The organism is Saccharothrix luteola (genome assembly GCF_020859565.1).
GTDB lineage: Bacteria > Actinomycetota > Actinomycetes > Mycobacteriales > Pseudonocardiaceae > Actinosynnema > Actinosynnema luteola.
Map to the genome: position 1 here is coordinate 139,884 of NZ_JAJHUO010000004.1, position 24,889 is coordinate 164,772.

A 24,889-nucleotide genomic window follows, 5' to 3' on the forward strand; every position below is an offset into this window, starting at 1 on the left:
CTACAGGGCATCCGCAGGGAGTCCGGACGCACCCAAGCACAGGTCGTACGCTACTTCCTCACCAGAGGACAGGCCCTAGGGATCTCCGTAGCCAGTGAGTCGGCATTGTCAGTCATGCTGTCTCGCTGGGAAAACGGCCGTGTAGAAGTCACCGATCCTGGCTATCAACGCCTCTTCCGCGAGTTCTATGGCCGAAGCAACGAAGAATTAGGCTTCCCGCCAGAGCACGTCAACGAACCGGCTGAAGAACTCCGCGACCGGTTGTTCATCGCACGCAACATCGACCGCGAAACCGTGGACCTGTTCCAACGCCAAGTCAACGACCTGCGCACCTCGGATGCACGCTTCGGTGCCGTCGTCGTCCTCGACCAGTTGAACAACCTCGTCCGCCAAATGGAAAACGTCAAGACGTTCAGCGTGAGCACCCAACTCCGCGAACGTCTGGCAGCCATCCTCACCGACGCCCGCACCCTCGCCGGTTGGACCGCCCTCGACCGAGGTTCCCAACTCCAGGCGTGGCAGTACCACGAAGACGCCAAGGTCTCCGCCCGCGAAGCCGACTCGCCGCTCCTCCTGGCGCATGCCACAGCACAGCAAGCCGTGATCCTCCTGGACATCGGCGAACCGGCCGCCGCAGTCGAACTGCTGGAGTACGCGCGCCACGTAGCCGACAACCGTGCCCCGTCCCTCCTCCGAAGCTGGCTCGCCGCAGCACATGGAGAAGGACTCGCAGCGGCCGGACGCCACGACGAGTCCCTACGCGCCTTCGATGAGGCACAAGCACTTCTGCCCACGAACCCGATCGACCCCGAGCTGCCACACCTCATGCTCAACGACGGACACCTAGCCAGATGGCGCGGCAGCGCACTCGTGCGACTCGCCGACCACAACGCCGTCACTAACCTTGAAGCGGCAGTGCGGGAACTGGAGACGTCCCCACACTCCGCCATCCGCGCCCAACTCCACATGTACGCCGACCTAGCCTTCGCCTACGCCACCGCAGGCGACAGCAAGGGAGCACTGAACTACGCGGCCAAAGCTCGCCAACTAGCCTCCCGCATTGGCTCCGACCGCCAACGCCAGCGCCTAGCCAAGCTGCAACTACCCGAGATCGGCGGACCCGGCGTTGCGTGAAGCCAAGTAGAACAACAGCGGCACAATCGCCCCCGACCCAAGCACCTCACCGCGCTTGATCAGCTCCAACATCCGATCAATCGGAATCCACTCGATCCGCGCCGCTTCCTCGCCATCAGTCGGCTCGCCCACCTTCTCGGACTTCCGCCAGATGTACGCGTTCACCGGAGCATCGACCATGCCAGGCAAGGGCTGAAACGTAGCGATGTGCTCCGGCTCACCAATCGGCCGCCAACCAGTCTCCTCCACAGCTTCTCGGGCAGCTGTGACTACTGGATCTTCACCTTTTTCTACCAGGCCACCGATGAGTTCGTATCCCCATTGATCTACAGCGAATCGGTAGCGCCACAACGTGAGCACCTCGTCACGCTCGTTCAACAGTAGCGCCACAGCCACATGATGCAACCTTACAACATGGTGCTCGAATCGACTGCCATCCGGCGGCTCGACATCTACGAGGTTGAGCCGTATCCAGTGGTTGTCGTACACGGTTCGTTCACCATGAGTTTTCCATCGAAGGCCGTCCGAAGGCTCAGTCATCAGACGATCGTATCCCAAGCAGCAACTCGACAAAAGATCACGTCAGAGCTCGGCATCACTCGCCCGCTGGCTCCTTAGGTAGCTGGTCCATCAAGAATGTCAAAATCCCAACGTAGAGGCTGCCACCCATCTGCGCGACGCGCACGAAAGCCTCATCTAGCGTGACTTCATAATCACGCGACATACGTTGCTCAAGCGACTTAGTCGCGTCGTTTATGTCATTTGCCATGGACTGGAAGTCCAATTCCTGCTTGGTAAGTTTGTGATTCAACACTACATACGCCACCAGCGTTGCAAGGATCGTTGGACCAAGAAGACCGAGAGCGATTTTAACGATCAGAGCAAGATCCGAGACGGGCTTCAAGCCATCCACACTATTGATTGCGAGCGCATTCATAGTATAGTGCAATACTTCAACAATGGAAGGGAACTGGTCGAATTGGAATGATCCATCGAATGCCCGCACAATTCCATAATTCACGAAGGTTGCACCGAACAACACCTGGAACAGAAGTCCAACGTACGAAAGAATAGCGAAGAAGTTGGGTAGCCCCGTCTTCCGATACGTACTGAGCTGGTGAACCCAGAAGCTTGTGGCTTTCGTCACCAAGAGTCCGATTGACAAGCGGTCTCGGATTAGTTCGAGTTGGGCCTTGTTGAATTTTTGGATCGAAGGGTCCCGAAGTTCCGGCTGAAGCCCAACAAATGAGTGCAAACCCCGGACGCCTTTCACCACCTCCGACCGATGCATTTCGACGAACCTGTTCTTTTGGAACGAAGACCGCACGATTCGATAGATCAAGACGACCGTGACGAATGCGACCGCAGCAGTTGCAGCGATAGTGACAGAGCGAATTCCGGACACGACCACTAGCGTCACCGAGATCAGTCCGATGGTGTACAGAGTGAAATAAAATTTGAACGAATGCACCGTTGCAACAGCAGCATTCAAGGCCGCAACTGTAACTATCCAGCTCTTGCGCTTGTAGATTGCTTTAGGAATCTTCCATACAAGTACTACCGCAGGAAAGCCAATGACATAGAGCGCCCATAGGTAAGCCGACCGTCTACGCAAGGAAAACAGAACCAGAGAAGCCACGACCAGATAAAATAGGATCTGGTAGTCAAGCAAGCCGAGTAGGTCTGGATCGATAGCCTCAATCACCAGCCTGTTTACGTCAACAACGAATAGCCGGACCAAGACATAGGACCAGAAGAGGATCGCGGCAATATCTGCCAGAATAAACCATCGACGAACTCGCCGCTTCTCCGCCTCGGCCCTTTCTTTTCTCTGCCTTTTCGTCTCATGCTTGACGTTATTTTCGTCAACGAGCACACGAAGGTCGACCTTATCCCAGATCGTCGGCTTCCGGGGCGGTCTGCGCCTACGGCGAGAGTTGGGCATCGTTACCTCGCTCAGGTCCTGTTGGTCGAGCAGCCTAACTCGCCCTACCGACAGTTCTCCGCCACATGTAAGCCAGACACGTAGGGTTACCAACTCGCCACAGATTGGATAGAAGACGCCGGGTGCCGATCGACAGCACTAACCAACTCCTCGAGACAAGCAGACGAAGATCCACGAGCTACAACTGTGAGTCAATCTATGAGAGTCCCTCGGTAATCCTTAGGCTCGTGAATCACTCACGGCTACGACTGGCAGACCTCGTACCGGACACTGCTCAGCCCTGATGCCGACGCGCTTCGGGCCACGACTCCATAGCTGTGTGCGCCCAGCAATCCGATCTTCAACCTTGGTCTCGGGCGAGCCAGGGTCATGGAGCCTGACGTGGAGCCAATCACAGGGCACCCAAGCTAACTCGGGCACCAGGGAGACACCACTCCACATAGAAAGTGCTGGTAGACATACTTGAGATTGACATCACAGGCACTTCTAATCCCGAGGTCGCAGGTTCGAATCCTGCCGGGGGCGCAGCAGTGCAGGTGAGGACGTTGGGGCCGGTCTCCGGTCAAGATCGGCCCACGTCAAATCCACGTGATCAACTTCTCCGGCCGGAGGCCTTCCAGGGCGTCGGCCGCCGCTCGGCACACGAGTCGGCCCGAACGACGTCGAACGGGTCCGCGTGGTGGCGGTGGCCAGCGTTCTCGACGCGAGGCATACCGCGCGGTCGGTCTGATCACGACCGGTGGACGCCGTGAAGGGCCGAGGGGCGTGCCCTCGGACCCTTTGTCGTCGGCTCGTCCGGTTAGGACAGTCGGGCCACCCCGCCGTACATCCGGCGGACGGATTCGCCCTGCTCGACGCCGGGCTGCCAGCGGCCGACGGGGACCAGGCCCGGTGCGGTGAGCGTGAAGCCGTCGAACAGCTTCTCGATCTCGGGGAGGTCGCGGAACACCATCGGGGCCGTGGCGTTCTTGTAGCTGTCCTCCATCTTGGCCCGCTCCTCGGCGGGCGAGTCGTGAGTGCTCAGGTGCGACAGCGCGAGGTAGGAGCCCGGGGCCATCCGGTCGCGGAAGGCCGCCACCAGCTCACCCGGCCGCTCGCTGTCCTTCACGAAGTGGAAGACGGCGATCAGCAGGACCGCGACCGGCTTCGAGAAGTCGATGACCTCGGCGGTCTCCGGGTGGTCCAGGATCGCCTGCGGGTCGCGCAGGTCCGCGGTGATGATCCTGGTGAGCTCGCGGTCCTCCGCGGAGAGCAGGGTCTGCCCGTGGGCGGCGACGATCGGGTCGTTGTCCACGTAGACCACCCGCGCGTCGGGCACCGCGCGGCGGGCGACCTGGTGGGTGTTCTCCTGGCTCGGCAGGCCCGCGCCGACGTCGATGAACTGGGTGATGCCGCAGTCCTCGGCGAGGTGGCGCACCACGCGGCCGAGGAAGTTGCGGTTCTCCCACACCACGTCGCGGGTGAGGCGCTCCCCCACCTTGGCGATCACCTGCTCCGCGGCGGCACGGTCGATCTCGAAGTTGTTGTCGCCGTGCAGGAAGTAGTCGTACATGCGCGCCGGTGACGGCCGGTCGAGGGAGAGGTGGTCGTCGGTGGGCATCGGAACTCCTCGCAGCTAGCGTTCGTCAGCCCTTGACCGGGCTGCTCTGGTGTGAGACGAGCCGCAACCTGCCCGGCGCCTCCCGGAGGATCACCCAGGTGGACCGGAGTTCGTGCTCCGGCGCGATGTCGGTGGCGCCCGCGAGCACCACCCCGCCGCCGGTGGTCAGCAGGGCGACGTCGTCGGCGATGAACTGCAGCGACAGCGCCCAGCCGCGCACGCGAGAACCCTTGAACACGCCGGCGAAGGCGGCCGTCAGGTACTCGCGGATCGCCTCACGGCCGTTGAGCTGGTCGTCGCCGATCAGCTCGCTGCCGTTCTCGGTGAAGATGTCGGCGAACGCGTCGGCGTCGTTGGCGGCCCACGCCGCCTGGATCCGCAGCGGCACGGTCAGGACGGCCTTCTCCGCCGGGCTGGTGAAGGCGCCGTAGTAGTCGGGGTCGTCGGCCACGCCCGCTTCGGCGAGGATCTCGGCCGCGTCACCCCAGGAAGCCGCACTCGTGGTCATCCGGTCACCGCCGCGTGGTCGTGCCCGCGCCACGCGGGCTGTTCCGTTAGCCGGCCCCATCGTGATGCGCGTGGCCACCCGACCGCATCTCCGGACTTGCGACGATTTCGGACGTTCTGCCCGAAAGTCGGCAAGCGGGGAGACGTCACGTTCCACCCCCCGCTCCATCCTGAAAGCTCACCCAAGGAGGAGCGGATGTACGACTACGTGATCGTCGGCGCCGGGTCGGCGGGATGCGTCCTCGCCGCGCGGCTCAGCGAGGATCCCAGTGTCTCCGTGTGCCTGGTTGAGGCCGGCCCGGCGGACAAGTCCCCCAACATCCAAGTACCTGCCGCGTTCGGCAAGCTGCTCCGCACGAACCTCGACTGGGACTACAGCACCCACGAGGAACCACAGCTGAACCGCCGCCGGATCTACCTGCCCCGGGGAAGGGTGCTCGGCGGGACCAGCTCCATCAACACGATGATCTACGTCCGGGGCAACCCGCAGGACTTCGACGGGTGGGGGCAGCCCGGCTGGAGCTACGCCGACCTGCTGCCCTACTTCATCAAGTCCGAGGACAACGAGCGCGGCGCGTCCGCCCACCACGGCGTCGGCGGCCCGCTCGCGGTCTCGGACAACCGGGCCCGCAACGCGATGTCGACCGCGTTCATCGACGCCGCCGTCGAGGCGGGCCACCCGGCGAACGACGACTTCAACGGTGACTCCCAGGACGGCTTCGGCTACTTCCAGCTGACCCAGCGCGATGGCAGCCGGGCGAGCACGGCCACCGCGTACCTGCACCCGGCCCTGTCGCGGCCGAACCTCACGGTGGAGACCAACCTGCACGTCCACCGGGTCCTCGTGGAGAACGGCCGGGCGACCGGCGTGGTCGGCGAGCGGCTCGACGAGCAGGTGACCATCCGCGCCGAGCGCGAGGTGATCCTCTCGGGCGGCGCGTACAACTCGCCGCAACTGCTGATGCTCTCCGGCATCGGGCCCGCGCCGCTGCTCAGCGCGCTGGGAGTGCCCGTGGTGGTCGACTCGCCGCAGGTCGGCCAGAACCTCCAGGACCACGCGCTCATCCCGCTGATCTACGCCCACGAGCACCCGATCAGCATGCTCGCCGCGGCCACGCCGGAGAACTTCGAGCTCTACGCGAACGAGCGCACCGGGCCCCTGACCTCGAACGGGCCGGAGGCGGGCGGGTTCGTGCGCACAAGGGCAGACCTCGCCGCACCGGACGTGGAGTTCCTGTGCGCGCCGGTCATGTTCGCCGACAGCGGCCTCGGCACGCCGACGCACCACGCGCTGTCCTACGGCCCGTCGATGCTCAGCCCGATCAGCCGGGGCAGCGTCTCCCTGGCCTCGGACGCCCCGACGGCCAAGCCCAAGATCGTGCACAACTACTTCGCCGAGGAACCCGACCTCGACAACGCGGTCGCGGCGCTGCGGATCGCCCTCGACATCGCCCGCCAGGACGCGCTGGCGCCCTACACCGCCACGCCGTTCCTGGTGCCCGACTCGGACTCGGACGCGGACCTGCGCGACTTCGCCCGCCTGTACACCCACTCGATCTTCCACCCGTCCTCGACGTGCGCCATGGGCGAGGTCGTCGACGCGGAGCTGCGGGTGATGGGCGTGGACGGGCTGCGCGTGGTGGACGCCTCGGTGATGCCGAAGGTCGTCCGGGGCAACCCGAACGCGGCGGTCATCGCGGTGGCCGAGAAGGCCGCCGACCTGATCGCCGACGCGCTGCCGCAGCGCGTCGAGACGGCCGCCTGACCGGCGCGGACCGGTCGATCCAGCGTCCTGTGCCCGGCAGTCGACGCGAAAAGGGTGGTGCCGGGGCCGATCCCGCCCCAACACCACCCTTTCCGCCTTCGCGGACCCGCCCGCCCTCAGAAGCGGAGGACGGCGCGGAAGCGCACGTCCCCCGCGGCCACCCGGCTGACCGCCTTCGCGGCCTCCGACGGCTCGTGGACCTCGACCTTCGGCGTCACCGCGCCGCCCGCCACCAGGTCCAAAGCCTCACGCAGGTACGGCAGGCCGTTGTGGGTGGAGCCGATGATGCGGTGGCGCTGGGTGAAGAACGGCTGCATCGGGTTCGGCGCCAGGTCGAAGCCCTGCGAGTTGTCGAAACCGGTGAGCACCAGGCGGCCGTCCGGGCGCAGGCCGAGCAGGCTGTCCGACGCGGCCCGGTAGGAGCTGCCCACCGCCAGCACGACGTCCGCGCCACCCGCCTCGGCCAGCTCGGCGCCGGTGCCGACCACCTCGTCCGCTCCCAGCTCACGTGCCAACGCGTGCTTGTCGGGCGAGTGCGTGACGGCGACCGTGTCGTGACCGCACGCCTTGGCGAACTGCAGGGCGAGGTGCCCGACCGCGCCGATCCCGAGCACCGCGACCCGCTCGCCCGGCTGCGGATCCGCCTGCCGCAACGCGCTCCACGCGGTGTACCCGGCGCACATCACGGGTGCGGCGTGCTCGTAGGCGAGACCGTCGGGCAGCAGCACGGTCGCGGCGGCGGCGGCGACCACGTACTCGGCGTGCCCGCCCGGCACGGTGAACCCGGTGACCACGGGCGCGGTGCAGTTCAACGCGGTCTGCCCGGTCACCGGCAGGTCGAGCTTGCAGTACGCGCAGCGGCCACAACCGGCCTGCACCCAGGTCGTGCCGACCCGGTCGCCGACCTCCCGGGAGGTCACCCCGGCCCCGACCGCGACGACCTCGCCGACCGGTTCGTGCCCGGTGATCGCCGGGGACACCGCAGGGAACGGGAGGACGCCCTGGGTGGCGAGCACGTCGTTGAAGCAGATGCCCGACGCGTGCACCTTGATCAGCACCTGGCCGGGACCAGGGGTGGGGGTGGGAACCTCACGCAGTTCCCACTCCAGTCCCGGTCCGGGGATGACCGCTGCCTTCATGTGTCCCTCACCTCTGCCTGTTGGTGACGGCGACGTGGCGCCGCCGGTTCGCCGTCCGCTCCAACCACCACTGCGCGAGTGGAGGTCACGCTGCTTCCTTCCCGGTTGGCACACGACACCCCCAGCCTGGCCCAGTCGCGCAGCCCGAACTTCTTCAGGAGTGCGCACCACCCCGCGGGCCAAGAGGGCAACGACGGAGATGCAGGGCGTTGCCGCGGCGGCACAGGATGGTTCGCGGTGCCACCGCGGAACTCCTGAGCTGAGGACGGCGCATGGACAACAAGGTCGGAGACCGCGCGCTCGTCCTGGGCGGCAGCATGGCGGGCATGCTCGCCGCACGGGTGCTCTCCGAGGCGTACGCCGAAGTGGTGGTCGTGGACCGGGACGAGCTCGTCGGCGTCGCCGGAGCGCGACGGGGGGTGCCGCAGGGCAGGCACGTGCACGGCCTGCTCGCCCGCGGCCTCATCGTGCTCGACGAGCTGTTCCCCGGCTTCACCGACGGGGTGCGCGCCGCGGGCGTGAACGTGGGCGACATGGGCCGGGACCTGCGCTGGTACTTCAACGGCACGCGGCTCGCGCCGGTCGAGACCGGTCTGTACGTCGCGGGCGGAGACCGGCCGACGCTCGAGCACCACGTGCGGACCAGGGTGGCCTCGATCCCGAACGTGCGCTTCGTCGAGGGCCACGACGTCGTCGAGCCGGTGTTCTCACCCGACGGCCACCGGGTCGTCGGCGCGCGGATCCAGCGGCGGGCCGAGGGCAGCACGCCGGAGACCGTGACCGCGGACCTGGTGGTGGACGCCACGGGCCGCGGCTCGCGCACCCCCGCCTGGCTCGAGTCCGCGGGCTACCCGCGGGTCGAGGAGGAGCGGGTGAAGATCGGCCTCGCCTACTGCACCCGCCGGTACGCGCTGTCGTCGGACCACTTCGGCGGCGACGTGTCGATCAACCCGGTCGCGACCCCCGACCACCGGCGCGGCGGGTTCCTCACCACCGTCGGCGAGGACCGCTGGGCGCTGTCGCTCACCGGGATCTTCGGCGACCACGCGCCCACCGACCCGGAAGGGTTCCTCGCCTTCGCCAAGTCGCTGCCCGTGCCCGAGGTGTACGAGGCGGTGCGCGACGCCGAGCCGCTGGACGACCCGGTGGCCTTCCAGTTCCCCGCGAACGCCCGCAAGCGGTACGAGCGGATGTCCCGGTTCCCGGCGGGCCTGCTGGTGCTCGGCGACGCCGTGTGCACCTTCAACCCCGTCTACGGGCAGGGCATGACGACCGCCGGGCTGCAGACGCTGACGCTGCGCGAGCACCTGCGGCAGGGCACGATGCCGAACGCGCGGGCGTTCTTCGCCGACATCGCCAAGGTGCTCGACGCGCCGTGGGACATCGCGGCGGGCGGCGACCTCGCCTACCCCGACGTGGTCGGGCCCCGTCCGCTCAAGGCGCGGATGGGCAACTCGTACATGCCGAAGGTCCAGGTCGCGGCCACCCGCGACCCGCGCGTCGCCCGGGCGTTCCTCCGGGTGGCCGGGTTGGTCGACCCGCCGACCGCGCTCATGCGCCCGGGGCTCGCGCTGCGCGTGCTTCGGCAGGCGAAGCCGGAGGCCGGACCTCCGGGGCGGCGAGCGGCGTAGCGCCGGACGGGCGTGCGGCTGCCCGCGTTCGTTGCGGGACGGGGAGGAGAGGTGACCGCGGCTCGCACGGTCACCTCTCCTCCTACCGCGATCCCGAAGCCCTGTTCCTTCGGACGACCACCGTCGTCAGAAGTTCCAGCGGGTGGGCGTGAAGTTGCCGATGGCCGGGAAGCCGAACACGGTGACCGGCTCGACCACGTAGATGGCGAAGGGACCGTCGCCCGCGGTCGGCGCCGCGTAGGGGGCGGTGAACGCGCCGTCGACGACGGTCACCGGCCAGCCGTACTTCGCCTTGTACTCGGCGGCGACGCTCTTGAGCCGCTCGTGGTCGGTGACCCGGACGGCCGTGCCCTCGATCACCAGGTCCAGTTCGCCATCGGACGTCGCGATCGAGCACTGGGCCGCCGCTTCGAGGTTGCGGCTCTTGCGGGCGTTCAGGTCCGACGTGAAGTGCAGCGCGCCGTCCACCCAGACCGCGAACACCGGCCTCACGTGCGACCGACCGCTCGGGTGGTTCGTCACGGTCCAGTACGACCGCACCCCGGCCAGCCGCTCGCGCGCCTGCGCCCAGGGCGTCGGCCTGCCCCCGTTGCCGCCCAGCGCCTGCGCGGAAGCCGGCTCCTTGACATTCACCGTCGTTTGCTCCTCTCGGACTTCTCTCGGATGGGGAAGATCAGGCGGGGTAGGGAGCCGTCGCGCGCGCGTCGCGCAGTGCCACGGCCCACCAGACGAGCTGGTCGAGGGTCGTGTCGACGGCCGCGTGGCACTCGGCCGTCGGCTTCGGCCACGTGCCGTCCGCGCTGAAGTAGGTCCAGTAGTCGGCCAGCGCCACCGTGTCGCGGACGGTCGTGGCGTGCAACTCGGTGAAGATCTCGCGCAGCTGCCGGGTGGCGTTGAGGCCGCCGGTGTCCCGGCCGTAGGAGATGATCGTGACCGGCTTGGCCTGCCACTCCCGGCTGTACCAGTCGATCAGGGTCTTCAACGGGGCCGGGAAGCTGCGGTTGTACTCCGGGGTGACGACCGCGAACGCGTCCGCGCGGTCCAGCCTGCCGGCCACGGCGCGCACGGCGGGCGGCGGGGTGGTGTCCTCGTCGAGGAGCCGGTCGGGCAGGCCCGTCTCGGCGAGGTCCACGACGTCGACGTCGAGGTTGTGCCTGCGCCGTGCCTTGGCCGTGACCCACTCGGCGACCGTGGGCCCGAACCGGCCGACCCGCGTGCTGCCGATGATGACCGCTACGCGGAGGCGGTGGCTATCGGACATCGGTGGGCTTCCTCGTCGTCGGCTCGGCGGTCGTCCTGCCCACCATCCGGCCCCGACCCTACGGTCTGCTTACCATCCGCTTCCGGTCCGCTTTCAGTCCGATGTGGACAGTCGTGCGCCGAGTGGGCCTCAACCTGGTGGGGTCAGGATCTCGTCGATCTCCCGGGTGGTCAGGGTGGCGCCGCGGGACAGCGCCGCGGCGAGCGCGGCGGCGTCGAGGGACTCTTCGACCCGGGCGCACACCCGGTCGTAGTCGCCCCGTTCGGCGGGCGGGAGCGGGGCGCCGACCGAGGCGCGGGCCGCGGTCGCCGCGCCCAGCAGGAGCGCTCCGGCCTCGGCCCGCCCGTCGAGGGTCAACGCGCCCGCCAAGCCCTCCAGCGCCAGCGCCACCGCACGGGGGTCGCCCGACTTCCGCGCTATCCCCAGGCCGGTCAGGTGGTGGACCGCCGCTTCGGCCGGGTCGCCGCGGAGCTCGGCGACGAAACCCAGCTCGGCCACCGCGAGCGCGTGCCCGACCCCCTCGGCGAAGTCCGACCCCCGGCTCCACTCCAGCAGGCGGCACAGCCGCGTCTCGGCGGCGTCGAGGTCGCCCTCGCGACGCGCGCCCAGGGCCAGCCCCAGTTCCGCGCTCACCTCGGCGGTCTTCGCGTTCTGCTCGGCCGCCATCCGCAGCGCGCGCCCGTGGGACTCCCGCGCGATCGCGAAGTCGCCGGTCAGCAGCGCCACCCGGCCGAGGCCGTTGAGCCGGTCGACGACCTCCGGCCACAGCCCGAGCTGCTCGGCCGCGCGCAGCCCGTCCCGGTGCAACCGCGCCGCGTGGGCGTAGTCGCCGCGGATCTCGGCGAGCGCGGCCAGCGCGGCGGACGCCCGCGACTGCCCCCACCGGTCCCCCACCTCGGCGAACAGCGCCGCGCTCCGCCTGCCGTCGCGGTCGAGCGTGGCGAGGTCGCCGCGGGCGAGCGCCTGGCAGGCCCTGGTGCCGAGCGCCGCGGCCGTCCCCCAGAGGTCGCCCGCCGCCTCGAACTCGGCGAGCGCGCGGTTGACCAGGTCGCCCTCCGCGGCGACGTCCCCGGTGCGCGACAGCGCGTAGTCGAGGAACCAGAACGCCCGTGCCCGACCCTCGGGGAACCGCTCGACCAGCTCCACGACCCGGGCGATCCGAGCGGTCCGGTCGGTGCTGTCGCCTTGCAGGATCGCGATCCCGGTCCGCCACGCCAGCGCCACCGCCACCAGCGGACCGTCCCCGCCCGAGCCCACGGCGGCGTCGAGGGACCGGCGCGCCTCGGCGAACCGGCCCCGCAGGCACCAGTACCAGGCCAGCGCCGTCACCAACCGCAGCGCCGCGTCCCGGTCGCCGTCGCGGACGGCGCCGTCGAACGCCGCGCGCAGGTTCGCCGATTCCCGGTCCAGCCGCTCCAGCCAGCGCTGCTGGTCGCCCGCCCGCAGGTGCGGCTCCGCCCGTTCGGCCAGCGCCAGGTAGTACTCGCGGTGCCTCGTGCGCACCGAGTCCGCCTCGCCCGGCTCACCCGGCTGGTCGAGGCAGTACGCGGCGACCGACTCCAGCAGCCGGTACCGCGGCCCGCGCGCCTCGACCGGCACCACCAGCGACCGGTCCACCAGCCGCGTCAGGAGGTCGAGGACGTCGGCCGGGGTCACCTCGCCGCCCGCGCACACGGCCTCGGCCGCTTCGAGCGTCGCGCTCTCGCCGTGGCGGGCGAGCCTGCGCAGGACCGCGCGCTCGGGATCGGGGAGCAGGTCCCAGCTCCAGTCGATCATCGCCCGCAGCGTCCGCTGCCGGGGGGCCGCGCCCCGGTAGCCGGTGGCGAGCAGCCGGAACCGGTCGTCGAGCCGCTCCACCAGGCCGGACACGCCGAGCGCCCGCACCCGGTTGGCGGCCAGCTCCAGCGCGAGCGGGATGCCGTCGAGCCGCCTGCACAGCACGGCGACGTCACCGGCGTTGTCGTCGTCGAGCCGGAACCCGGGCGAGGCCGCGGCGGCCCGCGTGACGAACAGCTCGACGGCGCCCTCGCGGTCGAGCGGGGCCACGTCCCGCCGGACCTCGCCTGCGAGGCCGAGCGGCTCCTGGCTCGTCGCCAGGACCCGGAGCCGAGGGGCGGCCCGCAGCAACCGGTTCACCAGCTCGGCGGCGGGCTCGACGACGTGCTCGCAGTTGTCCAGCACGAGCAGCAGTTCCCTGGCCCGCAGCGCGTCCGCGAGCCGCGCGACCGGGTCGAGCGGCTGCCCGACCTCGACGTCGTCGCGCAGCCCGAGCGCCGCGGTCACCGCCTCGACCAGCGGTTCGGGGGTGGCGGCGGTCAGCGGCGCCAGCTCGACGAGCCAGACGCCGTCCGGGAACGCGCCGGTCAGCCGGGTGGCCGTCTCCACCGCGAGGCGGGTCTTGCCGACGCCGCCGGGCCCGGTGAGCGTGACCAGCCGTGCGGAGCCGAGTGCCGACCGCACCCCGGCCAAGTCGTCGTCCCGGCCGACCAGGTCGCTCAGCTGGGCGGGCAGGTTGCCGCGTGGCGCGCGAGGCGTCGCGTCCAGCGCGGGGTCCCGGGTGAGGACGGCCTGGTGCAGCGCCGTCAGCCCGGCGCTGGGATCGAGGCCCAGTTCGTCGGCCAGCCGCTCGCGCAGTTCCCCGTAGCTGGCCAGCGCAGCGCTCTGCCGGCCCGCTCCGTAGAGGGCCCGCACGTGCGCGGCGCGCAGGCGTTCGCGCAGCGGGTAGCGGGCGACGAGGTCTTCGAGTTCGGCGACCAGTCCGGTGTGCTCGCCCAGCTCCAGCCGCGCTTCGACCCACAGCTCCAGCGCCGTCAGGCGGTCCTCCTCGAGCCGCGCGGTGACCGGCCGGGTGAACGGCTCGTCGGCGAAGTCCGCCAGCGCCGGGCCGCGCCACAGCGCCAGCGCCTCGGCCAGCAGGGTCGCCCTGGCCGCCGGGTCGGCCGCGGCGGCCCTCGTGGTCAGGGCGTGGAACCGGCCGACGTCGGTGCACCCCGGCGGCACGTCGAGCAGGTAGCCCGGCGACCGGGACACGACCAGGGAGCGGGCGCCCGACTCGGCGTCCGCGAGTGCCTTGCGCAGCTGGGAGACCTTGACCTGCAACGCCGACTGCGGGTTGCCCGGCAGCGCCTCGCCCCACAGGTCGTCGATGAGGCGCGCGGCCGGGATCAGGTCGCCGCGGTGCGCGACGAGGTCGGCCAACAGCGCGCGCACCTTCAGGCCGGGCACCGCGACCGGCGCGCCCGCATCCGTCCAGACGGCCAGTGGACCGAGCACGTCGAACCGCACGTGAGCACGATAACGCCTCGCACATCGGGAGATGCGGCGCGATCCGCAGGGGGAACGGGTTGCCGGGACGGCTGATCCGCGAGCCCGTTGTAGCTGGTAGCCGACCTCGGCGACGCCGGCACCTTCCTGATCGACGTGGGGTCAGACGGGGCGGGCGGAGCGGCAGCTGGGTGCTTGGCAGCCCCAGGTGGTGGTGGTCCCGACGGTCACGAGGGCGGCGTGGGCAAGGAAGCGGTCGCGTTTCGCGCGTTCGTCCAGGGTCGCGCAGTCGCACCGGGGGTCGGGGCCGGTCTGCTCGTCGTGCGCCAGGCCCATGTAGCCCGGTGGGATGCCGAGGCCGTTGGCGATGTCGGTCAGGGCGTCGTAGGACTCGACCTTGGCGCCGGTGAGGATCCGGTCGACGTCGTGGTCGGGTTGGCCGGTCAGCGCGGCGATCCGGTCGCGCGGCACGCCGTGGCGCGTCAGGAGCCGGTAGACGGCGGTGATGTCGCGCAACGCCAAGGCCTCCCGCATCTCGTGCTGCTCCCACAGGTCGGGCAGGTCGGGGCGCGGGTGGACGGCGGGGCGCACCGCGCGTTCGGCCACGGCCGGGCCGGGCGCGGTGGCGGCGGTCCACCCGACCCAGGCCCACTCCGGTTCGGCCGGCTTCGCCGCGGCTCGCGGGTCGGCGGCGGACAGGGCCACGCCGTGGACGGCGTTGCGGAAGCGGTACGGGACGGCGGCCGACGCGGGGATGCCGCACGTGGAACCGGCCAGGATCGCGGCGACCGACTCGCTCGGCGGGCCGTCTCGCCAGTACAGCTCCAGGACGTCACCGACGACGACGCCGTCCAGCCACGCGGCGCCGCGCCACAGCGGCAGCCGGCGGAGCACGCCGCTCATCAGGTCGGCGGGCAGGTCGGGGGGTGGTTGGGACTCCCGCGGGTCGAGGTGGTCGGTCAGGGCCAGGTCGACCGGCAGGCCCGTGGCGACGGCCCGGCGCCAGCGTTCCCGTGTCACGCCGAGGAGGCGCACTTCGCCGTCGGGTGAACGCAGGTCGAGGTGATCGCGCCGCGGGTGGGCGCGCAGGCCGGGCACGCCGCGGACCCGGTCACCGGCGACGACCGGGAGCGCTTCGGTCAGGAGTTGGTCCAGCGCGGCGTCGTGGACGCGCAGGCCGAGCACCTTCGCGTCCGGCCGCACGCGGCTCACCAGGGACGTCGGCCGCAGGGAGTGGCCGCGGCGGCGCATGCCCGCCATCGCGCGGTTGGCCGCCGCCAGGAGCGACGCCTCGAACCGGCGTTGGCCCGGCAGGCAGGCGCTGGGCACCAGGGAGTCGGGCTGGGCGCCGCCGCGTTGCCTGCGCACCATGTTCGGTGTCTCGCCGGTGCACCAGTAGCGCTTGGCCAGGGAGCTTGTCGACACGAGGAACCTCCGCGGACGCCGCCCGGTCGACGCCACCGGGTTCGACCACGCGCGAGCGCACGAACAGGTGCGTACGCACTGGCGCCGAACCCCGGGAAGAGGTGGACACGCGGGACGCGTTCGTTCGAACGCGCTCTGGAGGCACCCGCTCCAGCCGGGTCAGGAGGAGCCTCGGTGGCAGCCGCGCCTGCCAGGTCACAAAACTACAACAGCGGTGATGGCCGGTGGGGCTCGATCACTCGAAGGTGCGAACTCGCGGGAAGGGTGGGGTGGGGGCCGGAGTTCGCGGGCGTCAGAGTTTGCGGCCCACGGCGGCGAGGCCGGCGAAGCGCTCCGGGTGGTCGTCGACGTCCTCCGGTGAGGCGGGACGCCACAGCGGGAGGTGCACGACGCCGGGCTCGACCAGCTCGTAGCCCTCGAACAGCGCCTCGACCTCGGGCTTGGAGCGCATCGTCATTGGCGTGGCGGTGCGCCGTCGGTACAGGTCGGTGTGGTCGTCGGCCTGGGTGTCCTGGCCGTCGTGCGTGGCGTGCGAGACGACCAGGTAGCTGCCCGGCGGCACGGCGTCCCGGTAGGCGGCGATGATCTTCGCCGGGTCGTCCTGGACGAAGTGCAGCACCGCGACCATCATCACCGCGACCGGCTGGTCGAAGTCGAGCGTGCGGGCGACCACCGGGTCGGCGAGCACCTCGTCCGGGTGGCGGAGGTCCTCCTGGACGACGGTGGTCTGCGGGTCGTCGCCGAGGATCGTGCGGCTGTACGTCACCGCGATCGGGTCGTTGTCGACGTAGACCACGCGGGCGGCGGGGTCGGCTTCGCGGGCGACCTCGTGGACGTTGCCCACGGTCGGGATGCCGGAGCCGAGGTCGAGGAACTGGGTCACGCCCCGGCTCACGCAGAACTGGACGGCGCGGCGCAGGAACGCGCGGTTGGCCTGCATGATCAGCGGCAGTTCCGGCCACATCGAGATCGCCTGCTCGGCCATCTCGCGGTCCACGGCGAAGTTGTGCGCGCCGCCGAGGTAGTAGTCGTACACCCGGGCCGCGCTCGGCCTGGTCAGGTCGATGTCCGGTCGTTCACCCACGGATTGCTCCTTCCCCCGGCCGGCAGCTTAGGCGTCGGCGTGGTGTGGGCGGTCGCGTGGTGTGGGTCGGGTGGTGTGGTGGGTCGTGGGATGGGGGTGGGGGTGCCTGCCTTCGAGACTAGGCCGATCGCGTGCTACCTGCGGATACCCCGTTCGCGGGCCCCGGATTGTCGGACCCCCTCGGTAGAATCGAACACGAGTTCGAGCGCGTGCGAGGGGAGCTTGTCGTGGAGCCGATCAGCGTCACCGCCCTGTCCTTCACCGAGTACGTCATGAGCGGTCAGCGTGGCCGGATCAGCATCGTGTCCGAGCAGCGGCGCATCTACCTGTCGTCCGAGCAGTGGGTGGCCGGGTTCTACAACCCGATGCGGGACGCCATGCGGCGGGCGGCCAACTCGCCCGACCCGGCGGCGGAGTTGGACAAGGCGGTCGAGGCGGCGCATCGGCAGCCTCGGGCCGGGCAACCCCGGGCGTTCGAGGAGTTGCGGGAGGGGTTCCTGCCGTGGTTGCGGTCGACCAGGGCGACCGGGGTGCCCACGTCGGCGGCCAAGTGGCGGACGGGTGACCTGGCGTTGCGGGTTCGACCGCACCTGGGGTTGCGGATGCCGGACGGGTCGCGGGCGGCGGTGTTGGTGTACGTCAAGGAAGCGCCGATGACGCAAGAAGCGGCCAACATCGGGTTGCGGATCCTGCAGCAGGCGATGCCCGACACGTTGCCGGGCGCGACGCCGGAGGTCGTGCCGTTGGTTTTGGACGCGCGGCGGGGGCGGGCGTTCCGGATGTCCCGGCGGACGAACCTGGCGAAGTTGGACGCGTTGATCGCGGCGGAGGCGGCTGGGTATGTGGTGCATTGGAGGATGAGTGCGTAGGTCGAGCCGGTGCGGTTCGGGTCGGCTGGTCGGGGTTTTGGGTCGGTTGCTTCGGGTTGAGGCCGGCTCGATTTGACATGGGGCTCTTACGGGCACCCCAGGCAGGCCAAAGCCGGGCAGGCCTGGCGGGAAAGCACCCGCCAGGCCTGCCCGGCTTCGTCCAGCCAGTGGCACCCGAACCCATGTCAAATCGGGCCTCGGTGGGGTGGTTCCGGGGCCGTTGTGGTGAGGGTCGGGTTGGTGGCCACGAGGGCGGCGCGGGTCCGTCTTGCTTGCCGTCGCGGTCGGGCTGGGTGGGTTAGGCGGGGAAGGTGGCGGGGTTGTGGGTGAAGTCGCCGCCGATGACGGTGGCGGCGATCTCGATGTCGCCGATCTTGGAGATGTCGGTGGTCAGGGGGTTGGCTTCGAGGATGGCGAAGTCGGCCAGCTTGCCCGGGGTGATGGTGCCGAGCGCGTTTTCCTGGCGGCACGCGTAGGCGGCGCCGGTGGTGTAGGCGGCGAGCGCTTGGTGGACGGTGATCGCCTCGTCCGGGCCGACGGGGTTGCCCTCTTTCGACTTTCGTTCGGCCATGAACTGGATGGCGCGCAGTGGTTTGCCGTCGGCGACCGGGCGGTCCGAGCTGCCGGCCAGGGCGATTCCGTGGTCGAGGAAGGATTTGCCCCGGTACATCCAGGGTGAGCGTTCCGGGCCCATGATCTTGGCGTAGTCGTCGCCGTAGGCCCACAGGAAGGTCGGCTGGATCACCGGGATGACGTCCAGTTCGGCGATGCGGGCCAGTTGCTCCGGGCGGACCAGGCCGCAGTGCTCGATTCGGTGCCTGGCGTCCGGGCGGGGAAGGGTTCTTTGGGCTTCGGAGAGGGCATCGAGGGCGAAGTCGACCGCGCGGTCGCCGATGGCGTGGACGGCAAGTTGCCAGCCGGCTGTGTGGCCGTCGATGATCGCCGCGCGCATGAGGTCCGGGTCGTCCTGCAGTTGGCCCGATGTATCCATTCCCTCGTACGGCCGGGTCAACGCTGCCGTGCGGGCCATCATGCCGCCGTCGGTCCACAGCTTGAGCGGGCCGATGGAGAGGCGGTCGTCGCCCAGGCCCGTTCGCAGGCCGAGGGGGACGGCGCGGCGGATGCCGTCGTCGGCGTGGGCGGCCACCGGTTCCAGGCGGTCGGCGGAAACCATCAGTTGGATGCGGATGGGCAGGGTGGCGCGTTGGTAGGCCTCGACCTCCAGCGGGCTGCTGCCGATCAGGCCGCCGCCCACGCCGGCTTCGGCGGCGAGCACGATGCCTTCGCGGAGGCACTGGTTCGCGCCGGCTTCGACGTCGGCGGCGATGTCGTCGAGTGAGTAGGGCAGGCGGAGTGCCCGGACGGCGGTCTGGGCGGCTTCGGCGAGGAAGCCGGTCGGGTTGCCGGTCGCGTCACGTCGGGCGTCGCGCAAGGCCGAGGCGGGGAGCACGGCGAGCACGTCGCCGCTGACGACGCACGCGTGGCCGGAGAGGTCCTGCACGTAGACGCGCGGCCCGATCAGGTCCAGGTCGCGCGAGGTCAGGGGGCGGTCCAGGGCGCGGTGGTCGTAGCCCGCCGCTTCGACCCAGCCCGAGGCGCGCGGTGCGTCGCGCAGGATGTCCAGGACCTCCGCGACGGTCTTGCAGGAGGAGACGTCCGGGGTCCTCGCGGCACGTCCGGCCCACGCGAGGTGGTTGTGGGCGTCCACGAAACCCGGCAGCACGACCGCGCCGTCGAGGTCGACCACGCGCCGCGCGGGCAGGTCGGCGACGTCGTCGTCCAGGCCCACGACCCTCCCCGCCCAGACACCGATCACCGACGCCACCGGCCGGGCCGGGTCCATGGTCACGACCCGCCCGCCAACCACCTTGAGGTCAAGGATCACCCGCAAAGGCTAGCCCACCGGCACTTAGGTTAGGGTTGGATAACTTAGGCCAGGCTATCCAAGGAGGAGCTCCATGCGGGTCGTCATGTTCGGCTACCAGACCTGGGGTCACCGCACGCTCCAGGCACTGCTGGACTCCGAGCACGAGGTGGTGCTGGTCGTCACGCACCCCAAGAGCGACCACGCCTACGAGCGCATCTGGAGCGACTCGGTCGCGGACCTGGCCGCCGAGCACGGCGTCGAGACGATCATCCGCAACCGACCGGACGACGACGAGTTGTTCCAGCGCCTCAAGGAAGTCGAGCCGGACGTCATCGTGGCCACGAACTGGCGCACGTGGATCCCGCCGCACATCTTCACCCTCCCCAAGCACGGCACGCTGAACGTGCACGACTCGCTGCTCCCCGCCTACGCGGGCTTCTCGCCGTTGATCTGGGCCCTGATCAACGACGAGAAGGAGGTCGGCGTCACCGCGCACATGATGGACGACACGCTGGACGCCGGCGACATCGTGCTCCAGCGCGCCGTCCCCGTCGGCCCGCGCGACACGACGGCGGACCTGTTCCACAAGACGCTGGAGCTGTTCGGCCCGATCACCGTGGACGGCCTGGCCGAGATCGCCAAGGGCCGCACGGACTTCACCAAGCAGGACCGGTCGAAGGCCAGCTTCTTCCACAAGCGCGCGGAGGAGGACTTGCGCATCGACTGGACGTGGGGTGCGGAGGAGCTGGACCGGCTGGTGCGCGCGCAGTGCGCGCCGTACCCGAGCGCGTTCGCGTTCCACAAGGGCAAGCGGCTGGAGATCGTGGAAGCCGAGGTGTCCAAGGAGTGCTACGGCGGCACGCCCGGTCGGATCTTCTACCGCGAGGGCGACGGTGTCGCGATCGTCGCGGGCGCGGAGGCTCGTCGCGGCCGCAACCACGCCCTGCTGGTCAAGCGAGTGCGGACGGAGGACGGCGTCGAGCTGGGCGCGACGGAGTACTTCGCGCACATGGGCGGGTACCTCACGAGTCGACCCTGAGCGAAGCCTGGCGCACGACGAACAGGAAAGCCCAGGTGAGGACGATCAGGACGGCGTGGGCGATGAGGGGCCCGGGAGACTTCTCCACGAGGATCCAGCCGAGCCACGTGTAGGTGACCAGGGCGCCGGCCGCCACCGCGTACCGGTGGGCGGCGCCCCAGGCCGTGCTTCGGCCCCACCAGGTCAACGCGGTGGCGGCGAGGATCGTGAGGGCGATCTTGAGGCCGAAGCCGGTCCAGTCCTCGGGCACGGCGACGAAGAGCGAGGACACCAGGAACGCGCTGAAGCCGAGAGGGCCCGGGCGGGGCACGCGGCGGTCGGTGGTGGCGCGCGGTCGGATCAGGAAGGCGACGGCGATCAGGGCCAGGACGACCAGGGCGGCGCCGAGGCGTTGAGCCGGCGTGGCCATGAAGTCCTCTTGGGCGAGGAGGATCCGGAAGACGAGGGCGCAGCCGGCGAGGAAGACGAGCGTGAGGACGATCAAGCCGGTCCGGCCGAGCCACGGTGTGGCGCGCCGACGCCAGGCCAGTGATTCGACCAGGGCGATCGGGACGCCGATGCTCCAGACGGCGTGGCCGACGACGAACGAGTAGCCGTTCAGCGCGCTGATACCCAGGGCCGGGACCGGTGTGACGGCCTGGAACCGGTACTCCTCGAACTCCGGGTTGAACAGCGACTGGTCCAGCAGGCCGGCTTCCAGCACGCCGTAGGCGAGGCCGAGGGTGAGGATGGTCGGCCAGCCCCGACCCGTGCGCCGGACGACCTCGCGGATCAGCAGCGCTCCCCCGCCGTACATCGGCGCGAGGACGACGAGCGCGCCGATCTCGGACAACGGGAGGTTGCCCAGGACGTACTCGCCGATCAGGGGCGCGAGGAGGAACAGGATCAAGGCGGCGCGGATGTTGCGGGACATGCGGTGCAACGCTAGGAGCGGCTCGGGCTCGGCACATCGGGCTTGAGAACGGTGTCCGGCCTCCGCCTTCAGACCGAGCGCGGGCGGACGAGCCCTACTTCGTAGGCCAGGACGACGGCTTGGACGCGGTCGCGGAGGCCCAGTTTGCGCAGGACGGCGGACACGTGCGTCTTGATCGTGGCCTCGGTGAGGACGAGGTGCTGGGCGATCTCGGCGTTCGAGAGGGCCAGTGAGACCAGGCGGAGCACTTCGACCTCACGGCTGGTCAACGCGTCCAGCGCGCGGGGGGACGGCGCCGGGAAGGTGTCCACGAAGCGGTCCAGCAGGCGGCGGGTCACCGAGGGCGCGAGGAGGGCGTCGCCGCGCGCGATCACGCGGACGGCTTCGACCAGTTCCGGTGGCCGCACGTCCTTGAGCAGGAAGCCGCTCGCGCCGGCGCGCAGGGCCGCGTAGACGGAGTCGTCCACGTCGTAGGTGGTGAGGACCAGGACGCGGGCGGGACTGCCGGAGGTGACGATGCGGCGGGTCGCCTCCAGGCCGTCCACGGTGGGCATCCGGACGTCCATCAGGACGACGTCCGGCTTCAGGGACGCGGTGAGGTCCACCGCTTCGACGCCGTCCGCCGCCTCGCCGACGACGTCGAGGTCGTCGCGTGCTTCCAGGATCATGCGGAAACCGCCGCGCACCAACGCCTGGTCGTCGGCGACGAGGACGCGGATCACGCGGTCACCGCCAGCGGGAGGCGGGCGTGCACCCGGAAACCGCCGTCGGGCAACGGACCCGCGTCGACCGTGCCGCCGAGGAGCGCGGCGCGTTCGCGCATGCCGGTGATGCCGCGCCCGAAGGCGGGCACGCCGCCTCGACCGTCGTCGCGGACTTCCAGTTCGAGCACGCCGGAATCGTTGCGCACCAAGACTTCCGCACGGTTGGCGCGGGCGTGGCGGAGCGTGTTCGTGAGGGCTTCCTGCACGATCCGGTAGGCCGACAGGTCCACGCCTGCGGGCAGCGGCACGGGTTCCCGGTTCACCTCGACGTGCAGGCCGGCGGCGCGCAGCGGTTCCACGAGGTCGGCCAGCCGGTCCAGGCCCGGGCGTTCCTCCGGCCGCACGGCGCCGAGGACTTTGCGCAACTCTTCGAGAGTCGCCCGGCCCGTCGCGTCGATCGAGCGCAACGCCTCCCGGGCGCGGTCGGGGCGTTGGTCGAACACGTCGTCCGCCGCCGCGGCCTGCACCACGATCACCGAGACTCCGTGCGCGATGACGTCGTGCAGTTCCCGGGCGATGCGGGCTTGCTCCTCGCCGACCGCGCGGTGCGCCGCTTGCGCCAACGCGACCCGCCGACTGCGCACGGCTTCGCCCACCGCGGCGACGACCACGGCGACGGCCATCACGAACTGGGTGTCCTCGGGGGTCGTGGTGCGGAAGTTCAGCGAGATCACGCCGAGCAGCAAGGCCAAGGCGGGCAAGGAGAACCTCGGTGGACGCGCGGCGGCCAGCGAGCCCATGGCGACGAGCGCGGCGAGCGGGAAGACCGTCATCGGCGCGACGAGCTGCACGACCAGGCCGCCGACCAGCGCGATGCCCATGACCGGCACGGGATTGCGGCGTCGCCACCACAGCGCGGCGCCGGACACCACCGCGATCAGCGCGGCGGGCACCGTGATCGCGGTGGTGGAGGTGGACGTCCCGACGACCATGAACGCGACGAGCACCGCGACCGAGGCCGGCACGAGCACGTCGAACGACTGTCGAATGCGGCGCACGGTTCGGGATTATTCCGGACGATTTCGGCCGCGGTGTTCCGCTCGGCGCGATCATCGCTGATCATGGGGGCATGAGCGGCAAGCGGTCGACAGCGGTGGTCAGCGGTGTCCTGGTGCTCCTCATGGTCATCGCCGGCTGCGGCACCGACATCCTCGCGCCGAACACCCCAACCACCGCCCCGGTGCCGACCGGTCCGGCATCGCCCGGTGACGACCCGGCGGCGCAGTTGGCGGCGTTGACCCTGGCGCCCGAGGGGAAGATGACGGGTTACAGCCGCGACCGGTTCCCGCACTGGAGCAGCCAGGGCGACGGGTGCGACACGCGGGACGTGGTGTTGCAGCGGCAGGGCGCGGACGTGCAGACCGGTGACAGCTGCAAGATCACCTCGGGGACGTGGACCAGCGTCTACGACGGCAAGGTCGTGACCGACGCGGGTGAGCTCGACATCGACCACACGGTGGCGTTGGCCGAGGCGTGGCGTTCGGGTGCGGACAAGTGGACCGACGAGCAGCGGGAGAAGTTCGCCAACGACCTCGGCGGGTTGCAGCTGATCGCGGTGACGGCGGCCAGCAACCGGTCCAAGGGCGACCAGGACGCGGCCAAGTGGAAGCCCCCGGTCGAGGCGTACTGGTGCACGTACGCGCGGGCCGTGGTGTCGGTGAAGACGCTGTACGAGCTGACGGTGGACGAGGCGGAGCGCGACGCGCTGGCCGCGATGCTCAAGACCTGCTGAGGGCGCGGTAATGCTTCGCAGGGGTCCCCGCCCAGAGGATCCCCGGTTTTGATCCTGCCACGAGGGACTGACAAGACTGCGGCGTCAAAGGGCCGGCTGTGGACAACTCGCGGTGGTCAGGGGCGCAGGGATTCGAGTTGGTCGACGATGTCCGTGTGCGCCTCGGCCCGGCGGACCCAGGCGGCGAAGCCGGAGGTCGCCGAGGGGATCTCGCCCAGTGGTGAGATCGGGTCCGCGACGCCGTACTCGAGGCGGTAGGCGACCAGGGCGACGGCGGCCTCGACCCAGCGGGACGGGTCGGGGGTGGTGATCTCGCCCAGACCGACGCGGAACCACAGTGGCAGGCGGGTGTCGGCGGACAGGGCGCGGTTCAGGCGGCGGCGGGCGATGTCCAGGACTTCCTGGCGCGCCTTCTCCCCCGCCACGACGGCCTCCGCGCGCCACGGCTCCCCGGCGGCCAGCAGGTCGGCGGCCAGCCGGTGGGAGGCGGCCCGCGCGCCGGCCTCCTGCGCGTTGACCCGCCACTCCAGGTTCTGCACCTCGTGCTGCAACGCGTCGCGCTCGAAGCGCGGCATGCGGCCGGCCGAGAGCTTGGCCAGCCCGGCGTCCCGCTGCTGCGCCAGCGACTCGTACTCGGCGACCTCGGCCTGCAGGTCGGCGCGGACGGAGTCGGCCAGCAGCTCCTGCTCGGCGTCCCACGCGGCGCGCAGCGCGTTCACCGTCTCGGCGATGCCCTCGGTCGAGTCGAGGTCCTCGTCCGGGCCCGAACCGGCGCCGGACAGCCTGCGCTCCAGCACGTGCAGGCGCGCGCTCACCCGACCGAGCTCGGCCGTCAGCGCCTGGGTGGTGGCGACGAGATCAGCGACGGTCGGCTCGACCTCGTCGAGCCGTTCCTTCTCAGTGGGCACGCGAACCAGCCAACCGCACCGGGACGCCCCGTCCAGGGACGG

Annotated in this window: 21 protein-coding genes; 6 read left to right on the plus strand and 15 right to left on the minus strand. The window is 70.2% G+C overall.

The annotated features are described in order from the left end of the window. Positions 1-114 precede the first annotated feature (114 nt). Entirely contained in the window at positions 115-1,134 is a 1,020-nt protein-coding gene (locus LNK82_RS06100; RefSeq protein ID WP_230565944.1) for an NsdA family TPR-like regulatory protein, read from the plus strand. On the opposite strand, the gene LNK82_RS06105 is transcribed toward LNK82_RS06100, so the two are convergent. The 4 genes from LNK82_RS06105 to LNK82_RS06120 form a co-directional block, all read right to left on the minus strand. Next, on the minus strand, positions 1,102-1,674 hold the full coding sequence (locus LNK82_RS06105) for an NUDIX hydrolase (RefSeq protein ID WP_230565945.1): 573 nt from the start codon (positions 1,672-1,674) through the stop codon (positions 1,102-1,104). The two genes, LNK82_RS06100 and LNK82_RS06105, sit on opposite strands and share 33 nt — an antisense overlap. 55 nt (positions 1,675-1,729) lie before the next feature. Further along, positions 1,730-3,010 carry a hypothetical protein gene (locus tag LNK82_RS06110; protein ID WP_230565946.1) on the minus strand — a complete coding sequence of 427 codons (1,281 nt, stop codon included), beginning with the start codon at positions 3,008-3,010 and terminating at the stop codon, positions 1,730-1,732. A gap of 868 nt (positions 3,011-3,878) precedes the next feature. Continuing rightward, positions 3,879-4,679, minus strand: a complete 801-nt coding sequence (locus LNK82_RS06115; RefSeq protein ID WP_230565947.1) for an SAM-dependent methyltransferase — start codon at positions 4,677-4,679, stop codon at positions 3,879-3,881. A 25-nt stretch (positions 4,680-4,704) separates the two neighbouring features. Beyond that, the gene (locus LNK82_RS06120; RefSeq protein WP_230565948.1) at positions 4,705-5,187 is read right to left on the minus strand and encodes an SgcJ/EcaC family oxidoreductase; all 483 of its coding nucleotides are present in this window, start codon (positions 5,185-5,187) and stop codon (positions 4,705-4,707) included. 195 nt (positions 5,188-5,382) lie between these two features. Here LNK82_RS06120 and LNK82_RS06125 point away from each other — a divergent pair, with 195 nt between their 5' ends. Further along, a complete protein-coding gene (locus LNK82_RS06125) occupies positions 5,383-6,951 on the plus strand; it encodes a GMC family oxidoreductase (RefSeq protein WP_230565949.1) in 1,569 nt (522 codons plus the stop codon). A 116-nt stretch (positions 6,952-7,067) separates the two neighbouring features. On the opposite strand, the gene LNK82_RS06130 is transcribed toward LNK82_RS06125, so the two are convergent. Further along, positions 7,068-8,090, minus strand: a complete 1,023-nt coding sequence (locus LNK82_RS06130; RefSeq protein WP_230565950.1) for an alcohol dehydrogenase catalytic domain-containing protein — start codon at positions 8,088-8,090, stop codon at positions 7,068-7,070. Positions 8,091-8,362: 272 nt separating this feature from the next. Between LNK82_RS06130 and LNK82_RS06135 the strand changes: the two genes are divergently transcribed. After that, entirely contained in the window at positions 8,363-9,721 is a 1,359-nt protein-coding gene (locus tag LNK82_RS06135; RefSeq protein WP_230565951.1) for an FAD-dependent oxidoreductase, read from the plus strand. 126 nt (positions 9,722-9,847) lie between these two features. On the opposite strand, the gene LNK82_RS06140 is transcribed toward LNK82_RS06135, so the two are convergent. The 5 genes from LNK82_RS06140 to LNK82_RS06160 all read right to left on the minus strand — a co-directional run bounded on the left by LNK82_RS06140 (position 9,848) and on the right by LNK82_RS06160 (position 16,755). Continuing rightward, positions 9,848-10,354, minus strand: coding sequence for a pyridoxamine 5'-phosphate oxidase family protein (locus tag LNK82_RS06140; RefSeq protein WP_230565952.1), 507 nt, complete (start codon positions 10,352-10,354; stop codon positions 9,848-9,850). Positions 10,355-10,394: 40 nt separating this feature from the next. After that, positions 10,395-10,982 carry an NADPH-dependent FMN reductase gene (locus LNK82_RS06145; protein ID WP_230565953.1) on the minus strand — a complete coding sequence of 196 codons (588 nt, stop codon included), beginning with the start codon at positions 10,980-10,982 and terminating at the stop codon, positions 10,395-10,397. A gap of 129 nt (positions 10,983-11,111) precedes the next feature. Next, positions 11,112-14,267, minus strand: coding sequence for an AfsR/SARP family transcriptional regulator (locus LNK82_RS06150; protein ID WP_230565954.1), 3,156 nt, complete (start codon positions 14,265-14,267; stop codon positions 11,112-11,114). A gap of 141 nt (positions 14,268-14,408) precedes the next feature. Beyond that, the gene (locus LNK82_RS06155; protein WP_230565955.1) at positions 14,409-15,671 is read right to left on the minus strand and encodes a hypothetical protein; all 1,263 of its coding nucleotides are present in this window, start codon (positions 15,669-15,671) and stop codon (positions 14,409-14,411) included. A gap of 292 nt (positions 15,672-15,963) precedes the next feature. Further along, positions 15,964-16,755: an SAM-dependent methyltransferase gene (locus LNK82_RS06160; protein WP_230565956.1), complete on the minus strand. Its 792-nt coding sequence runs from the start codon at positions 16,753-16,755 to the stop codon at positions 15,964-15,966. A gap of 227 nt (positions 16,756-16,982) precedes the next feature. Here LNK82_RS06160 and LNK82_RS06165 point away from each other — a divergent pair, with 227 nt between their 5' ends. Then, positions 16,983-17,624, plus strand: coding sequence for a hypothetical protein (locus LNK82_RS06165; RefSeq protein WP_230565957.1), 642 nt, complete (start codon positions 16,983-16,985; stop codon positions 17,622-17,624). 298 nt (positions 17,625-17,922) lie between these two features. Here the strand turns inward: LNK82_RS06165 and LNK82_RS06170 are convergent, their stop codons facing one another. Beyond that, complete coding sequence (locus LNK82_RS06170; protein ID WP_230565958.1) at positions 17,923-19,509, minus strand: amidohydrolase; 1,587 nt, start codon at positions 19,507-19,509, stop codon at positions 17,923-17,925. A gap of 73 nt (positions 19,510-19,582) precedes the next feature. On the opposite strand from LNK82_RS06170, the gene LNK82_RS06175 reads away from it, so the two are divergent. Next, positions 19,583-20,530: a methionyl-tRNA formyltransferase gene (locus tag LNK82_RS06175; RefSeq protein ID WP_230565959.1), complete on the plus strand. Its 948-nt coding sequence runs from the start codon at positions 19,583-19,585 to the stop codon at positions 20,528-20,530. Here the strand turns inward: LNK82_RS06175 and LNK82_RS06180 are convergent. The 3 genes from LNK82_RS06180 to LNK82_RS47600 form a co-directional block, all read right to left on the minus strand. Further along, complete coding sequence (locus LNK82_RS06180) at positions 20,514-21,443, minus strand: AF_0692 family protein (RefSeq protein WP_230565960.1); 930 nt, start codon at positions 21,441-21,443, stop codon at positions 20,514-20,516. The two genes, LNK82_RS06175 and LNK82_RS06180, sit on opposite strands and share 17 nt — an antisense overlap. 68 nt (positions 21,444-21,511) lie before the next feature. Then, entirely contained in the window at positions 21,512-22,165 is a 654-nt protein-coding gene (locus LNK82_RS06185) for a response regulator (RefSeq protein ID WP_230565961.1), read from the minus strand. Next, positions 22,162-23,205 carry a sensor histidine kinase gene (locus LNK82_RS47600; RefSeq protein WP_230565962.1) on the minus strand — a complete coding sequence of 348 codons (1,044 nt, stop codon included), beginning with the start codon at positions 23,203-23,205 and terminating at the stop codon, positions 22,162-22,164. The genes LNK82_RS06185 and LNK82_RS47600 overlap by 4 nt, the downstream gene beginning before the upstream one ends. A 71-nt stretch (positions 23,206-23,276) precedes the next feature. Here LNK82_RS47600 and LNK82_RS06195 point away from each other — a divergent pair, with 71 nt between their 5' ends. After that, positions 23,277-23,939 (plus strand): HNH endonuclease family protein, encoded by a 663-nt coding sequence (locus tag LNK82_RS06195; protein ID WP_230565963.1) that lies wholly within the window; start codon positions 23,277-23,279, stop codon positions 23,937-23,939. Between the two features lie 116 nt (positions 23,940-24,055). Here the strand turns inward: LNK82_RS06195 and LNK82_RS06200 are convergent, their stop codons facing one another. Next, on the minus strand, positions 24,056-24,847 hold the full coding sequence (locus LNK82_RS06200) for a hypothetical protein (RefSeq protein ID WP_230565964.1): 792 nt from the start codon (positions 24,845-24,847) through the stop codon (positions 24,056-24,058). Positions 24,848-24,889 lie beyond the last annotated feature (42 nt).

Excerpts from the sequence above, each read along its gene's own strand:
- LNK82_RS06135 (WP_230565951.1), top strand. The coding sequence starts at position 8,363 with ATGGACAACAAGGTCGGAGACCGCGCGCTCGTCCTGGGCGGCAGCATG.
- LNK82_RS06195 (WP_230565963.1), top strand. The coding sequence starts at position 23,277 with ATGAGCGGCAAGCGGTCGACAGCGGTGGTCAGCGGTGTCCTGGTGCTC.
- LNK82_RS06100 (WP_230565944.1), top strand. The coding sequence starts at position 115 with ATGCTGTCTCGCTGGGAAAACGGCCGTGTAGAAGTCACCGATCCTGGC.
- LNK82_RS06125 (WP_230565949.1), top strand. The coding sequence starts at position 5,383 with ATGTACGACTACGTGATCGTCGGCGCCGGGTCGGCGGGATGCGTCCTC.
- LNK82_RS06145 (WP_230565953.1), bottom strand. The coding sequence starts at position 10,982 with ATGTCCGATAGCCACCGCCTCCGCGTAGCGGTCATCATCGGCAGCACG.
- LNK82_RS06115 (WP_230565947.1), bottom strand. The coding sequence starts at position 4,679 with ATGCCCACCGACGACCACCTCTCCCTCGACCGGCCGTCACCGGCGCGC.
- LNK82_RS06180 (WP_230565960.1), bottom strand. The coding sequence starts at position 21,443 with ATGTCCCGCAACATCCGCGCCGCCTTGATCCTGTTCCTCCTCGCGCCC.
- LNK82_RS06130 (WP_230565950.1), bottom strand. The coding sequence starts at position 8,090 with ATGAAGGCAGCGGTCATCCCCGGACCGGGACTGGAGTGGGAACTGCGT.
- LNK82_RS06105 (WP_230565945.1), bottom strand. The coding sequence starts at position 1,674 with ATGACTGAGCCTTCGGACGGCCTTCGATGGAAAACTCATGGTGAACGA.
- LNK82_RS06175 (WP_230565959.1), top strand. The coding sequence starts at position 19,583 with ATGCGGGTCGTCATGTTCGGCTACCAGACCTGGGGTCACCGCACGCTC.
- LNK82_RS06120 (WP_230565948.1), bottom strand. The coding sequence starts at position 5,187 with ATGACCACGAGTGCGGCTTCCTGGGGTGACGCGGCCGAGATCCTCGCC.